Below are 13964 nucleotides of genomic sequence, written 5' to 3'. Positions count from 1 at the left end.
TTCCCCTCCTGCGCATGAAGTTGTTGTAGACCTACCGGGCAGTCTAGATGAAATCTACTAAGGTTTCAGAGTACGGTGAAACTTGTGAGCGTCAACGAGGGTGTCGATCGTGCCGGCACCGAGGCTGACATTATGGAATTCGTCGAGCAGATGGGCGGATATTTCGAGTCCAGCGGTCTGACTCGGTTGGCGGGCCGATTGCTGGGCTGGCTATTGGTGTGTGATCCCGAGCGCCAATCCTCAGAGGAACTGGCGACTGCGTTGGCGGCCAGTAGTGGTGGGATCAGCACCACTGCCCGGATGCTGATCCAATTCGGGTTCATCGAGCGACTCGCGGTCGCCGGGGATCGGCGCACCTTTTATCGGTTGCGGCCCAACGCCTTCGCGGCAGGCGAGCGTGAGCGTCTGCGAACCATGGCCGACCTGCAGAACCTGGCGGACACCGGCCTCAAGGCACTGGGTGGTGCCCCGCCGGAGCGAAGCCGACGCCTGCATGAAATGCGGGACCTGTTGGCGTACATGGAGAAAGTCCTCGCCGGTGCTCTGGGGCGTTACGGCCAGTGCGGCGAAGAGGGGGACGCCTGAGCGCCAACTTCGGCCCTGCTCGGGCCGCTCGTCGCGCGGTGGGCCCGCGTCAGCCCTTCTCGATGTTGTTGCCCGACCCGATGTTGTCGACTTTGGGTTCGCCCGCCTTGTAGGTGATCGTGTTGTCGATGCCCAAGACGGTGAGTCGCTGATCGATCTTGTCGAAGGTGATCCTGTTGTTGGTCCCGCCGATGGTCACCGCCGCGCAGGTGCCGGTCACGGTCAGGTTGTTCTCCGAGCCGGCGACATTCAACGACTTGCCGTCGGCGCAGTCGAGGGTGGCCGTGGTCCCGATCGATCCGTAGTTGAGCATGTTGCCGATTTCGATCGACGCGGTCGTGGTCGGGCCGCCGGAGGTGGTCGGCGCCGCGGTTGGGCCGCTCGTCGGCGTGGCTGACCCGGAGGTGCTGTAGGGCCCGGGGGGACTGGCGGTCTCACTGCAGCCGGCCAGCCCGAGAACTGTTGGGACGGCGATCGCCGTCAGCGCGATCGCAGCCAGTCGGGGCATCGGTAGGTGGGCGCGCATGGGCTCCTCAATTCCTAGGCGGGGGAGGGGACGATTACTTGGTGTGGCCTCAGGGGCCTACTCGCTGAAGCCGGTTTACCATGCCCAGCTCACGGCCACGATCCCAGATGAACGGATCGCCGTTGTGGAAGAACACCGATTCGTCCCAGCCGTAGGCGGTGATGTCGTTGACCACGGTGTCGGCCACGACCGTGTTGGACGAACCCATAACCGTGACCGCCCAACAGGTTCCCTTCGCGGTGATGATGTTCCCCGTGCCGTTGACGAACAACGTGGAGTCGTTGCAGTCCAGCGTGCGCACGATGCCTTCCCCCGTGACATGGGTGTCACCGTTTTTGGCATTCGCGACCGGCGGCGGGGCAGTTGACAGGACAGCCACGGCGAGCGCGCTGGTCGCCAGCGATCCGGCGACGGTTGTCCATTTCACTGCGGGCCCCCTTCGTCGGGCGCGTCTTCGCACTCGATTGAGCCGTGTACTCAGCCTAGGTGTACCGGCCGGCACGGCGACAGCCCTTCAACGGATTTTGCACCGGCTTCAACCGGTGCGGCCTCGGCTTTGCCCGGGCGACTTCCGACACCGCCTCATCGGGCCCGGTCGTTGTGGGTCCGGTCAACTAGAGTCATTAGTTCAACTGCAGTTCGCCGCGCAGCGGCGGCGACCAGCTCCAGTGCAATTGAAGGGCGATAGTCATGGCAGCTTCGGCGGAAGGGCCGTCTGCGGCTGGGCGCCCGCGAGCCGCGAAATCTACGTCGCGCCCCGCCAAGCTGAGCCGCGATGCCATTGTCGACGGTGCCCTGACCTTCCTGGATCGAGAGGGCTGGGATTCGCTGACCATCAATGCGCTCGCGACTCAGCTGGGGACCAAGGGGCCATCGCTGTACAACCACGTGGTCAGCCTCGAGGACCTGCGTGGTGCGGTGCGGGTCCGGGTGATCGACGACATCATCATGATGCTGAACAGGGTCGGCGAGGGGCGTTCGCGCGATGACGCGGTGCTGGTCATGGCCGGTGCATATCGCAGCTATGCCCACCACCACCCCGGTCGGTACTCGGCATTCACCCGGATGCCTCCGGGCGGCGAAGACCCCGAGTACGCCGCCGCGACCAGGGCCGCCGCCGCGCCGGTGATCGCCGTGTTGTCCTCATATGGCCTCGAAGGCGAGCAGGCTTTCCACGCTGCGCTGGAGTTCTGGTCGGCACTGCACGGGTTCGTGCTGCTCGAAATGACCGGTTTGATGGAAGAGATCGACACCGACGCGGTCTTCTCCGACATGGTGCTGCGCCTGGCGGCGGGGATGGAAAAGCGCATCTCGCATACCGGCGCGGAATCGCTCTGACGTCGCCCGATGATCTTGGGTGCCGGCCCGCGGCTCGAGTGTCTCGCGGGTGGGGTGGGGCCGGGCCGAGGGCGCTTGATTGGCTGTTCTATGGTCAGTTCAGCCGCCGCTTTGACCTGCCTAACCGCAGGCGGGTATTGTGGTTGCTCGTGCCTGGCGGCCTACAGCGCCTGACGTGAGGGCGTGGATGCCGGGCCAATTCGCATGTCCATGTTTTTGGCGGCCAAGCGGATTGAGTTCGGGGCCATCGTATGCGACACACCCGGCCGCGGGGTGCAGCTGCGGGCATAACTGCAGTACAGGAACTTCAAAATAGCGCGGGCAGTGTTACGGGGCCCGCAGCAAACGTGAACAGCGAGAAAGAAAGCCGGTAGATGCCAACCATTCAGCAGCTGGTCCGCAAGGGTCGTCGGGACAAGATCGGCAAGGTCAAGACCGCGGCTCTGAAGGGCAGCCCGCAGCGCCGTGGTGTATGCACTCGCGTGTACACCACCACCCCGAAGAAGCCGAACTCGGCGCTTCGGAAGGTTGCCCGTGTGAAGCTGACGAGTCAGGTTGAGGTCACGGCCTACATCCCGGGCGAGGGCCACAACCTGCAGGAGCACTCGATGGTGCTCGTTCGTGGTGGCCGGGTGAAGGACCTTCCCGGTGTGCGTTACAAGATCATCCGCGGTTCGCTGGACACCCAGGGAGTCAAGAACCGCAAGCAGGCTCGCAGTCGCTACGGCGCCAAGAAGGAGAAGAGCTAATGCCGCGCAAAGGGCCCGCGCCCAAGCGTCCGCTGGTCAACGACCCCGTCTACGGGTCCCAGCTGGTCACGCAACTGGTGAACAAAGTCCTGTTGCAGGGGAAGAAATCGCTCGCTGAGCGCATTGTTTATGGTGCGCTCGAGCAGGCGCGCGACAACACCGGCACCGATCCGGTCATCACCCTCAAGCGGGCTCTCGACAACGTCAAGCCCGCGCTGGAAGTTCGTAGCCGCCGCGTCGGTGGTGCGACCTACCAGGTGCCCGTCGAGGTGCGGCCGGACCGGTCGACCACGCTGGCGCTGCGCTGGCTGGTCGGCTACTCGCGGCAACGCCGGGAGAAGACCATGATCGAGCGCCTGGCGAACGAGATCCTGGATGCTAGCAATGGCCTGGGTGCCTCCGTCAAGCGGCGTGAGGACACGCACAAGATGGCCGAGGCGAACCGCGCCTTCGCGCACTACCGCTGGTAAGAGTCCTGGGGCGAGCTGTCGGAGCAAACCCGGCGGCAACTGATAGCTAACTAAGCAACCGAAAGAGTGGGAAGACTTCTGTGGCACAGAAGGACGTGCTGACCGACCTGACCAAGGTCCGCAACATCGGCATCATGGCGCACATCGACGCTGGCAAGACCACGACGACCGAGCGCATCCTCTACTACACCGGTATCAGCTACAAGATCGGTGAGGTGCACGACGGCGCCGCCACCATGGACTGGATGGAACAGGAGCAGGAACGCGGGATCACCATCACCTCCGCGGCCACCACCTGTTTCTGGAACGACAACCAGATCAACATCATCGACACCCCGGGCCACGTCGACTTCACCGTTGAGGTGGAGCGCAGCCTGCGTGTGCTCGATGGTGCCGTGGCCGTGTTCGACGGCAAGGAAGGTGTCGAGCCGCAGTCCGAGCAGGTGTGGCGCCAAGCTGACAAGTACGACGTCCCGCGCATCTGCTTCGTCAACAAGATGGACAAGATCGGCGCCGACTTCTACTTCTCCGTGCGCACCATGGAGGAGCGGCTGGGCGCCAACGTCATCCCGATCCAGCTGCCGGTCGGTTCCGAGGGCGACTTCGAAGGCGTCGTGGACCTGGTCGAGATGAAGGCCAAGGTGTGGAGCGCCGACGCCAAGCTCGGCGAGAAGTACGACGTCGTCGACATCCCCGCGGACTTGCAGGAGAAGGCCGACGAGTACCGCACCAAGCTGCTCGAGGCCGTCGCCGAAACCGACGAAGCGCTGCTGGAGAAGTACCTCGGCGGCGAAGAGCTCACCGAAGCCGAGATCAAGGGCGCGATCCGCAAGCTGACCATCACCTCGGAGGCCTATCCGGTGTTGTGTGGCAGCGCGTTCAAGAACAAGGGTGTGCAGCCGATGCTGGACGCCGTCATCGACTACCTGCCCTCCCCGCTGGACGTGCCGGCCGCCATCGGCCACGTGCCGGGCAAAGAGGACGAGGAGGTCGTGCGCAAGCCCTCGACCGACGAGCCATTCTCGGCGCTGGCATTCAAGGTCGCCACGCACCCCTTCTTCGGCAAGCTCACCTACGTCCGGGTGTACTCGGGCAAGGTTGACTCTGGCAGCCAGGTCATCAACTCCACCAAGGGCAAGAAGGAACGTCTGGGCAAGCTCTTCCAGATGCACTCCAACAAGGAGAACCCGGTGGAGACCGCGTCGGCGGGTCACATCTACGCGGTGATCGGCCTCAAAGACACCACCACCGGTGACACGCTGAGCGATCCGAACAACCAGATCGTGCTCGAGTCGATGACCTTCCCTGATCCCGTTATCGAGGTCGCGATCGAGCCCAAGACCAAGAGCGACCAGGAGAAGCTCAGTCTGTCGATCCAGAAGCTCGCCGAGGAGGACCCCACCTTCAAGGTGCACCTGGATCAAGAGACCGGCCAAACCGTCATCGGCGGTATGGGCGAGTTGCACCTGGACATCCTGGTGGACCGCATGCGCCGGGAATTCAAGGTTGAGGCCAACGTCGGCAAGCCGCAGGTCGCCTACAAGGAGACCATCAAGCGGCTGGTGGAAAAGGTCGAGTTCACCCACAAGAAGCAGACGGGTGGCTCCGGTCAGTTCGCCAAGGTGCTGATCTGCATCGAGCCGTTCACCGGCGAAGACGGTGCAACTTACGAATTCGAGAGCAAGGTCACCGGTGGTCGTATCCCGCGGGAGTACATTCCGTCGGTCGACGCCGGTGCGCAGGATGCGATGCAGTACGGCGTCCTGGCCGGCTACCCGCTGGTGAACCTGAAGGTCACCCTGCTTGACGGTGCCTTCCACGAGGTCGACTCCTCGGAAATGGCATTCAAGATCGCTGGTTCACAGGTGCTCAAGAAGGCCGCGGCAGCGGCGCACCCGGTGATCCTGGAACCGATCATGGCCGTCGAGGTCACCACGCCCGAGGACTACATGGGCGATGTGATCGGCGACCTGAACTCCCGCCGTGGTCAGATTCAGGCCATGGAGGAGCGGAGTGGTGCTCGCGTCGTCAAGGCGCACGTGCCGCTGTCGGAGATGTTCGGCTATGTCGGCGACCTGCGGTCCAAGACTCAAGGCCGGGCGAACTACTCCATGGTGTTCGACTCGTACGCCGAAGTTCCGGCGAACGTGTCGAAGGAGATCATCGCGAAGGCGACGGGCGAGTGAGCCACGAGCACGGAGCCCAGCAGTAGGTAAAGGCCGGCAAGCCGGGAGCCTGGCGGTATGAGTTGGGAACCCGAGCAAGGCACCAGGGTGGCAGGGAGTAACCTGGCTCGGTTACTCCGCGGCATAAGTGAAAACATCAACAACACACTGCTTTTTTAAGCACCAACAGTCCAGGAGGACACAGAAGTGGCGAAGGCGAAGTTCCAGCGGACCAAGCCCCACGTCAACATCGGGACCATCGGTCACGTTGACCACGGCAAGACCACGCTGACCGCGGCTATCACCAAGGTGTTGCACGACAAGTACCCGGAGCTGAACGAGTCGCGCGCGTTCGATCAGATCGACAACGCGCCCGAAGAGCGTCAGCGTGGTATCACCATCAACATCTCCCACGTGGAGTACCAGACGGAGAAGCGGCACTACGCCCACGTCGATGCTCCGGGTCACGCCGACTACATCAAGAACATGATCACCGGTGCGGCTCAGATGGACGGCGCGATTCTGGTGGTTGCGGCCACCGATGGTCCGATGCCGCAGACCCGTGAGCACGTGCTGCTCGCTCGCCAGGTGGGTGTGCCCTACATCCTGGTCGCGCTCAACAAGTCTGACGCGGTCGACGATGAGGAGCTGCTCGAGCTGGTCGAGATGGAGGTCCGCGAGTTGCTGGCCGCCCAGGAGTTCGACGAGGACGCACCGGTGGTGCGGGTATCGGCGCTCAAGGCGCTCGAGGGCGACCCGAAGTGGGTCGAGTCCGTCGAGCAGCTGATGGACGCGGTGGACGAGTCGATCCCGGACCCGGTCCGCGAGACCGACCGCCCGTTCCTGATGCCCGTCGAGGACGTCTTCACCATCACCGGCCGCGGCACCGTGGTTACCGGTCGTGTGGAGCGCGGCATCATCAACGTGAACGAGGAAGTCGAGATCGTCGGCATCCGTCCGACCAGCACCAAGACCACGGTCACCGGTGTGGAGATGTTCCGCAAGCTGCTGGACCAGGGCCAGGCCGGTGACAACGTCGGTCTGCTGCTGCGTGGTATCAAGCGTGAGGACGTCGAGCGCGGTCAGGTCGTCGTCAAGCCCGGCACCACCACACCGCACACCGAGTTCGAGGGCCAGGTCTACATCCTGTCCAAGGACGAGGGCGGTCGGCACACGCCGTTCTTCAACAACTACCGTCCGCAGTTCTACTTCCGCACCACCGACGTGACCGGTGTGGTGACGCTGCCGGAGGGCACCGAAATGGTGATGCCCGGTGACAACACCAACATCTCGGTGAAGCTGATCCAGCCCGTCGCCATGGACGACGGTCTGCGCTTCGCGATCCGTGAAGGTGGCCGCACCGTCGGCGCCGGCCGGGTCGTCAAGATCATCAAGTAGATCGAACCGGATCCAGCACCAGTCAAAACCAGGCCCGGATAGCCGAGATCGGCTATCCGGGCCTGGTGTTTGTCTGCCCGCCGCCGAATTGCCTGCACCAGAACCGGATCACCTTTGCCGCCGTGCAACGTGCGCGGTCGGCGGCCATCGATCGCGGCACCGGCGCCACCCGACGGTCGTGTTTGGTCTTCGCCCAGTTCAAAGGGCGCTAATCTGGCATCAATTTCCCGGCGACCCGAGGAGAACAAGATGCTGGCGCGCTACCTGAAGATGCAGTTGCTGGTGCTGCTTTGCGGCGGTCTGGTCGGGCCGATTTTCCTGATCGTCTACTTTGCCCTCGACGTGGGCAGCCTGTTGTCGTGGATGTTGTATGTGGGCCTGCTCATCACCGTGGCCGATGTGTTGATTGCGCTGGCGCTGACCAGTTTCGGCGCGAAATCGGCGGCCAAGTCCGCTGAGCTCGAGCAGAGCGGAGTGTTGGCGCTGGCCCAAATCACCGGCCTGACCGAGACCGGCACCCGGATCAACGACCGCCCCCTGGTGAAGGTCCACCTGCATATCTCGGGTCCTGGGATCGCGGCGTTCGACAGCGAAGACCGGGTCATCGCCAGCGTGACCCGCCTCGGCAACCTCACCGCGCGCAAACTCGTCGTGCTGGTCAACCCCGCCACTCGGGAATACCTGATCGACTGGGAGCGCAGTGCGCTGGTCAACGGCCTGGTCCCGGCACAGTTCACCGTCGCAGAAGACAACAGGACATACGACCTCAGCGGACAGGCCGGTCCGTTGATGGAGATTCTGCAGATCCTCAAGGCCAACGGGATTCCGCTAAACCGAATGGTGGACATCCGATCGAATCCGGTCCTGCGCCAACAGATCCAAGCGGTGGTGCGCCGTGCGGCCCAGCAGCAGATGCCCGCGGGTGCGGCCCAGCCGAGTGCGACCCCACAAGCCTCCATCGCCGAGCGCCTCCAAGAGCTGGAATCGCTGCATGCCAGTGGGGCGCTGAACGCGCAGGAGTACGCCAGCAGGCGTGCCCAGATCATCTCCGAGATCTGAGCCGAATCCTGGCGCCCCGCCAGGCGCGTCGGGCCGGTGGCGTGCCGGGCGCCACGACATGCCAGCGCCGGCGGGCGCGTTAGAACACGTTTCAGTTTCGCTGCTAGCCTGACATTCGGCGAGAGGGGTGTACGTGGCTGCACAGACTGGATCACTGGATGGACGGGTGGCCTTAGTCACCGGGGCCGCGCGCGCAGGGGCGATCGCATGCGGTGCGGTTGGCGCGCGAGGGTGCCGACATCATCGCCATGGACATCTGCGGACCGGTATCCGAGAGCATCACCTACGCACCGGCCACCGCGGCAGACCTCAGCTAGACGATCCGCGCGGTGGAGAGCGAAGGTCGCAAGGTACTAGCGCGCCAGGCGGATGTCCGCGACAGTGCGGCGTTGCAGCAACTGGTCGCCGATGGGGTCGAGGAATTCGGTCGGCTTGACGTGGTGGTAGCCAATGCCGGGGTGTTGGGCTGGGGCAGGCTCTGGGAACTCACCGATGAGCAGTGGGACACCGTGATCGGCGTCAACCTCAGCGGCACCTGGCGAACGCTGCGCGCGGCGGTGCCCGCGATGATCGAGGCTGGCAATGGCGGGTCGATCATCGTCGTCAGCTCGTCGGCAGGTTTGAAGGCCACACCGGGCAACGGTCACTATGCGGCGAGCAAGCACGGGCTCGTGGCGCTGACGAACACCCTGGCCATCGAACTCGGCGAGTACGACATCCGGGTCAACTCCATTCATCCGTACTCGGTCGAGACGCCGATGATCGAGCCGGACGTGATGATGCAGGTATTCGGCGAGCATCCCCGCTTCTTGCATAGCTTCCCGCCAATGCCATTGCAGTACAAAGGTTTAATGACCTCCGAGGAGGTCTCCGATGTCGTGGTCTGGCTGGCCGGCGACGGCTCTGGCACGCTGAGCGGGGCACAGATCCCCGTTGACAAGGGCGCCTTGAAGTACTGACACGCCATCGTGTATGAACACCACGTGACCAGTAGTGAAGGTGTGACCCAGGATCCCGGCGCCACGGCGGCCAACGGGATTGTGATCATCGGCGGCGGGCTGGCGGCCGCCCGCACCGCCGAGCAGCTGCGTCGGGCCGGCTATGAGGGTCAGCTCACGATCGTCAGCGACGAGGTGCACCTGCCCTATGACCGACCGCCGCTGTCCAAAGAGGTGCTGCGCAGTGAGGTCGACGACGTGTCGCTCAAGCCACGCGAGTGGTACGACGAGAAGGGCATCACCCTGCGGCTGGGCTCGGCGGCAACCGGCTTGGACACCGCCGCGCAAACCGTGACGCTGGCCGACGGGACGGTGCTCGGCTACGACGAGCTGGTTATCGCAACCGGATTGGTGCCCCGGCGCATTCCGGCCTTCCCCGAACTCGAGGGCATTCGGGTGCTGCGCTCGTTTGACGAATGTATGGCGCTGCGCAGCCACGCCTCGGCCGCCAAGCGCGCGGTCGTGATTGGTGCCGGTTTCATCGGGTGTGAGGTGGCGGCCAGTCTGCGTGGTCTCGGGGTGGAGGTGGTGCTGGTCGAACCACAGCCAACGCCGCTGGCGGCGGTGCTCGGCGAGCAGATCGGCGAGCTGGTGGCGCGGCTGCATCGTAGTGAGGGCGTCGATGTTCGCACCGGGGTTGGGGTGGCTGAGGTCCGCGGCGACGGCCATGTCGACACCGTGGTGCTGGCCGACGGCACGCAACTCGACGCCGATCTGGTGGTTGTCGGCATCGGTTCGCACCCGGCGACCGGGTGGCTCGACGGTAGCGGCATCGCGGTCGATAACGGCGTGGTTTGTGACGCCGCCGGACGTACCAGCGCGCCCAACGTGTGGGCGCTCGGTGATGTTGCATCCTGGCGGGATCAAATGGGACACCAAGTCCGCGTGGAACATTGGAGCAATGTAGCCGATCAGGCACGGGTAGTGGTGCCGGCGATGTTGGGGCGCGAAGTGTCCTCGAACGTGGTGGTGCCCTACTTCTGGAGTGACCAGTACGACGTCAAGATCCAATGCCTTGGTGAGCCGCATTCGACCGATGTGGTGCACCTGGTCGAGGACGACGGACGAAAGTTCCTTGCCTACTACGAGCGTGATGGTGTGCTCGTTGGCGTGGTCGGTGGCGGGGTGCCGGGCAAGGTCATGAAGGTACGTGCCAAAATCGCCGCCGCCGTGCCCATCTCCGAGATGCTGGACGAATCGCAGGGCTAGACATCCGCGCGGATACCGGCGCCTGGCGCCGGCCCGGGTGGCCCGCTTGTGCGGTGGCCGACGCTAACGAAATCTGGGCGATGGCGCGCCGAGAAAGCTACTGCCAGTTCACCGGTGGCCCGTGCGGATGGCATTGGCCTAGAACCCGGGCCTCGCCGGACGGCCAGCTGGCCAGACGTACCAGGAACTTGAGCCCACCTCACCCTCGTCGCGTGCGGGCTCGAGGGTGAGGTGGGCGAAGGGTGAGCGGGGGCCGGCCTGTGCGCCCAGCTCCGCGACTCGGTCGCGGATCGCGGCACGCTCCTGGGCGGCCAGGTATTGCCAGGTGATCGAATGCCACAACACCGTCAGCGTTTCGTCTTGCAGCGTCAGCCCGGCGACGCCGTCGGCGGCGGTCTTGCGTTCGAGCTGTGCCGGGACGTCCCGCGCGACGGCGATCGCGCCGCGCAGCCGCTTCATCCGGGCGTGCTGGTCGGGCCAGACATAGCTCAACACGGTCATTTCGCCGTCAGTGCCGCAGATATCGATGGGTGCGATGTCGTAGCCGTGACGTTCGACGATCTGTAGTGCCAGCGCGGGCGGCAACTCACCGCGCCAAGCATCTTCGATAATCACCGGGGAGTCGATCGGGCCCCACGTCATTCCGGCGTAGCGGTAGTGGTAGCGGTCAGCCCGCAGGTTCAGTCCGGCACTGGCCCCAATCTCGAAAAGTCCTACCGGAAAGTTGAATTCGTTGCGAATGTGCAGCAGGCCACCGATCAGTGCCGCCGACCGGCCGACTTCGTTGGCCTGTGGGGGCTGGTCAAGAGCGCCGCGCAAGGCTTCGGTGTGGTTGGCCGCGACGAGTTCGATTTCGGGCCAGGCGCTCTTGGCGTCCCAGCTGCCGTCAGTGCTGGGATACCAGCGGCGCAACGTGGGTGCCCGGCCGTCGAGCACCATTCGGTGCAGGCCGCCGAGCAGCCGCAGCGGGGTGGCATACCGGGACGGGTCGTCCTCGTGGCCGGCCAGGATGGGGGCGAATACGCCGCCCGCTTCGACATCGGCGGCGACCAACTCAAACAACTCGCCATACATCGGCGATCCGGATCGGGCGCAGAACCGGCCCTGTGACCGCAGGGTGTGCAGCAGATGCTCGATACCCCCACTCTTTGCCTCCTGCATCAGTCCAGCTTCTCCAAGCCGGCGCCAACGACGTCGAAGGCATTCCCGAGCGCTTCCGGTAACGAGACGGATTCGTCGCTGAGCCAGTGTTCGTAGGCGCTCAACGCGACGCCGAGCATCGTCCAGGCAACCGTCTGGGGCACCAGGTCGGTGGGTTTGACACTGAGTCGTCGGGCCACGAAACCGGCGATCACCGCACGCCAGCCGGCATACATCGTCATCGAATACGCCTGCAGCTCAGCGGTTTGCAGAATGATGCGCATCCGCTGGCGATGCCGAATGGTCTCGGATTCGTCGTAGGTGTTGAACGCCAACAGCGCCTCCCGCAGCGCCTTGCCCAACCGAACGTGCCCGTCGATGCGCTCGAGCAGATCCTGCAGCTGGGCAAGGTGGGTGTCGAAGTCGCCCCAGGGGATCGCGTTCTTCGAGGCGTAGTAGCGGAACAGGGTGCGTCGGGCGATGTCGGCGGCTTGGGCAACGTCGTCGACGCTGACCTCGGCGAAGGTGCGGGCGGCGAACAAGTCGATGGCAACGTCGGCGATGTGGCGCTTGGTCGTCGAGGGGCGCCGACCGGCCCGCGACTCATGCGCCATCGGTTCCACCCTTCCATTTCGGCACTCGATGCCATATTCTGGCATCGCTGACGCTGACTGTGACGCTGACTGTGACTAGCGCCACCGCTCATTGTCACCTCATTGTTAACGCCCATGACGAAAGGCAACTCACATGGACCGCGAAACTGAAGCCGAGACTGCCGAGCTGGTCACCGAGTCGCTGGTCGAAGAGGTGTCCATCGACGGCATGTGCGGGGTCTACTGACCGTGCCCGCGCGGGCGCAGGCGGCGGCCGGGGCCGGGGCTTTCGACCCTGATCGGGGCTGGCGGCTGCACGCGCAAGTGGCGGTGCGGCCGGAGCCGTTTGGAGCGCTGCTTTATCACTTCGGCACCCGCAAGCTGTCATTTCTGAAAAATCGCACCATCTTGGCGGTCGTTCGGTCACTGGCCGACCATCCCGATGTTCGCTCGGCCTGCCGCGCCGCGGGGGTTGATGACTCCGAACACGCTCCCTACTTGCACGCGTTGTCGGTTCTGGCCGGCTCTCACATGCTGGTTCCCCAGGAGGCTGATCAATGACGACCGCAGTACCGCGGCTGATCGAGCAGTTCGAGCATGGGCTCGACGCGCCGATTTGTTTGACGTGGGAACTGACCTACGCCTGCAATCTGGCCTGCGTGCATTGCCTTTCGTCCTCAGGCAAGAGGGATCCGGGTGAGTTGTCCACCCGGCAATGCCAGGACATCATCGACGAGTTGGAACGCATGCAGGTGTTCTACGTGAACATCGGTGGTGGCGAACCCACGGTGCGTCCGGACTTTTGGGAGCTGGTGGACTACGCCACCGCACACCACGTCGGAGTGAAGTTCTCTACCAACGGGGTTCGGAGCAACCCGGAGGTCGCCGCGCGGCTAGCTGCCAGCGACTACGTCGATGTCCAGATCTCGCTCGACGGCGCGACCGCCGAAGTCAATGACGCCGTCCGGGGTGCCGGATCGTTCGCCATGGCGGTGCGCGCGCTCGAGAACCTGGCGGCCGCGGGTTTCGCCGACGCGAAGATCTCCGTGGTGGTGACCCGGCACAACGTCGGCCAACTCGATGATTTCGCCGCGCTGGCGGACCGCTACGGTGCCACGCTGCGGATCACCCGGCTACGGCCGTCGGGGCGCGGTGCGGACGTCTGGGAGGAATTGCACCCCACCGCGGCCCAGCAGGTCGCGCTCTACGACTGGTTGGTCGCCAAGGGCGAACGGGTACTGACCGGTGATTCGTTCTTTCACCTGGCGCCCCTGGGGTCCTCGGGCGCGCTGGCCGGTCTGAACATGTGTGGAGCCGGGCGGGTGGTGTGCCTGATCGATCCGGTGGGTGACGTATACGCCTGCCCGTTCGCCATCCACGACCGCTTCCTAGCTGGAAACGTCCTGACCGACGGCGGTTTTGACCAGGTCTGGAAGAACGCGCCGTTGTTCCGGCAGCTGCGGGAGCCGCAGTCGGCGGGCGCCTGCGGCAGTTGTGGGCACTACGACAGCTGCCGCGGTGGTTGCATGGCAGCCAAGTTCTTTACCGGTCTTCCGCTCGATGGGCCCGACCCCGAGTGCGTCCAGGGGTACGGTGCGCCGGCACTGGCGCAGGAGCGCCATGCGCCGCGTCCGCGGGTGGATCACTCGCGGGGCAGCCGAGTGAGCGCGCCGGTGCCCCTGACGCTGACGACGCGCCCGCCCGCGCGCCTGTGCAACGAAAGTCCCGTGTAGT

14 protein-coding genes and 2 pseudogenes are annotated in these 13964 nt (G+C 64.6%); 12 read left to right on the top strand and 4 right to left on the bottom strand.

Annotation, left to right across the window (positions count from 1 at the left end; genetic code table 11):
- Positions 1-84: 84 nt before the first annotated feature.
- Positions 85-585: a GbsR/MarR family transcriptional regulator gene (locus SHTP_RS21035; RefSeq protein WP_012392918.1), complete on the top strand. Its 501-nt coding sequence runs from the start codon at positions 85-87 to the stop codon at positions 583-585.
- A 49-nt stretch (positions 586-634) separates the two neighbouring features.
- Here SHTP_RS21035 and SHTP_RS21030 read toward each other — a convergent pair whose 3' ends face one another.
- Entirely contained in the window at positions 635-1111 is a 477-nt protein-coding gene (locus SHTP_RS21030; protein WP_096371673.1) for a DUF3060 domain-containing protein, read from the bottom strand.
- 49 nt (positions 1112-1160) lie between these two features.
- Positions 1161-1538, bottom strand: a complete 378-nt coding sequence (locus tag SHTP_RS21025) for a DUF3060 domain-containing protein (protein WP_096371672.1) — start codon at positions 1536-1538, stop codon at positions 1161-1163.
- 263 nt (positions 1539-1801) lie between these two features.
- On the opposite strand from SHTP_RS21025, the gene SHTP_RS21020 reads away from it, so the two are divergent.
- The 8 genes and pseudogenes from SHTP_RS21020 (at position 1802) to SHTP_RS20985 (ending at position 10497) form a co-directional block, all read left to right on the top strand.
- The gene (locus tag SHTP_RS21020) at positions 1802-2449 is read left to right on the top strand and encodes a TetR/AcrR family transcriptional regulator (RefSeq protein ID WP_011739032.1); all 648 of its coding nucleotides are present in this window, start codon (positions 1802-1804) and stop codon (positions 2447-2449) included.
- Between the two features lie 374 nt (positions 2450-2823).
- Positions 2824-3198: a 30S ribosomal protein S12 gene (gene rpsL, locus SHTP_RS21015; RefSeq protein ID WP_003879423.1), complete on the top strand. Its 375-nt coding sequence runs from the start codon at positions 2824-2826 to the stop codon at positions 3196-3198.
- Positions 3198-3668: a 30S ribosomal protein S7 gene (gene rpsG / locus SHTP_RS21010; RefSeq protein WP_096371671.1), complete on the top strand. Its 471-nt coding sequence runs from the start codon at positions 3198-3200 to the stop codon at positions 3666-3668. Before rpsL ends, rpsG begins: the two co-directional genes overlap by 1 nt.
- Before the next feature lie 80 nt (positions 3669-3748).
- A complete protein-coding gene (gene fusA / locus SHTP_RS21005; protein WP_096371670.1) occupies positions 3749-5854 on the top strand; it encodes an elongation factor G in 2106 nt (701 codons plus the stop codon).
- A gap of 186 nt (positions 5855-6040) precedes the next feature.
- Positions 6041-7231 (top strand): elongation factor Tu, encoded by a 1191-nt coding sequence (tuf, locus tag SHTP_RS21000; protein WP_011739036.1) that lies wholly within the window; start codon positions 6041-6043, stop codon positions 7229-7231.
- A 249-nt stretch (positions 7232-7480) separates the two neighbouring features.
- Positions 7481-8290 (top strand): SHOCT domain-containing protein, encoded by an 810-nt coding sequence (locus SHTP_RS20995; protein ID WP_020788578.1) that lies wholly within the window; start codon positions 7481-7483, stop codon positions 8288-8290.
- 133 nt (positions 8291-8423) lie between these two features.
- Positions 8424-9249: pseudogene (locus SHTP_RS20990) on the top strand (mycofactocin-coupled SDR family oxidoreductase).
- 9 nt (positions 9250-9258) lie between these two features.
- Positions 9259-10497 carry an NAD(P)/FAD-dependent oxidoreductase gene (locus SHTP_RS20985; RefSeq protein ID WP_020788576.1) on the top strand — a complete coding sequence of 413 codons (1239 nt, stop codon included), beginning with the start codon at positions 9259-9261 and terminating at the stop codon, positions 10495-10497.
- A gap of 97 nt (positions 10498-10594) precedes the next feature.
- On the opposite strand, the pseudogene SHTP_RS20980 reads toward SHTP_RS20985, so the two are convergent.
- Positions 10595-11658, bottom strand: a pseudogene (locus SHTP_RS20980) (DUF2332 domain-containing protein).
- Positions 11658-12251, bottom strand: coding sequence for a mycofactocin system transcriptional regulator MftR (mftR, locus tag SHTP_RS20975; protein ID WP_096371669.1), 594 nt, complete (start codon positions 12249-12251; stop codon positions 11658-11660). Before mftR ends, SHTP_RS20980 begins: the two are co-directional and overlap by 1 nt.
- A 133-nt stretch (positions 12252-12384) precedes the next feature.
- Between mftR and mftA the strand changes: the two genes are divergently transcribed.
- From mftA to mftC, 3 genes are read left to right on the top strand one after another with little or no spacing between them, the layout of a single operon-like run.
- Positions 12385-12477, top strand: a complete 93-nt coding sequence (gene mftA, locus SHTP_RS20970; RefSeq protein ID WP_071498352.1) for a mycofactocin precursor MftA — start codon at positions 12385-12387, stop codon at positions 12475-12477.
- A complete protein-coding gene (gene mftB / locus SHTP_RS20965) occupies positions 12462-12791 on the top strand; it encodes a mycofactocin biosynthesis chaperone MftB (RefSeq protein ID WP_197706201.1) in 330 nt (109 codons plus the stop codon). Before mftA ends, mftB begins: the two co-directional genes overlap by 16 nt.
- Positions 12788-13963, top strand: a complete 1176-nt coding sequence (gene mftC, locus SHTP_RS20960; protein WP_096371667.1) for a mycofactocin radical SAM maturase — start codon at positions 12788-12790, stop codon at positions 13961-13963. The genes mftB and mftC overlap by 4 nt, the downstream gene beginning before the upstream one ends.
- The last annotated feature ends 1 nt before the right edge of the window (position 13964 follow it).

The sequence above is a fragment of the Mycobacterium ulcerans subsp. shinshuense genome (assembly GCF_002355775.1).
Taxonomy (GTDB): domain Bacteria; phylum Actinomycetota; class Actinomycetes; order Mycobacteriales; family Mycobacteriaceae; genus Mycobacterium; species Mycobacterium marinum.
This window is presented reverse-complemented; position numbering and strand designations above follow the sequence as displayed.

Coding starts and splice junctions, on each gene's coding strand:
- SHTP_RS21030 (WP_096371673.1), bottom strand. CDS start 1,111: ATGCGCGCCCACCTACCGATGCCCCGACTGGCTGCGATCGCGCTGACG.
- SHTP_RS21020 (WP_011739032.1), top strand. CDS start 1,802: ATGGCAGCTTCGGCGGAAGGGCCGTCTGCGGCTGGGCGCCCGCGAGCC.
- rpsL (WP_003879423.1), top strand. CDS start 2,824: ATGCCAACCATTCAGCAGCTGGTCCGCAAGGGTCGTCGGGACAAGATC.
- rpsG (WP_096371671.1), top strand. CDS start 3,198: ATGCCGCGCAAAGGGCCCGCGCCCAAGCGTCCGCTGGTCAACGACCCC.
- SHTP_RS20995 (WP_020788578.1), top strand. CDS start 7,481: ATGCTGGCGCGCTACCTGAAGATGCAGTTGCTGGTGCTGCTTTGCGGC.
- mftR (WP_096371669.1), bottom strand. CDS start 12,251: ATGGCGCATGAGTCGCGGGCCGGTCGGCGCCCCTCGACGACCAAGCGC.
- mftA (WP_071498352.1), top strand. CDS start 12,385: ATGGACCGCGAAACTGAAGCCGAGACTGCCGAGCTGGTCACCGAGTCG.
- mftC (WP_096371667.1), top strand. CDS start 12,788: ATGACGACCGCAGTACCGCGGCTGATCGAGCAGTTCGAGCATGGGCTC.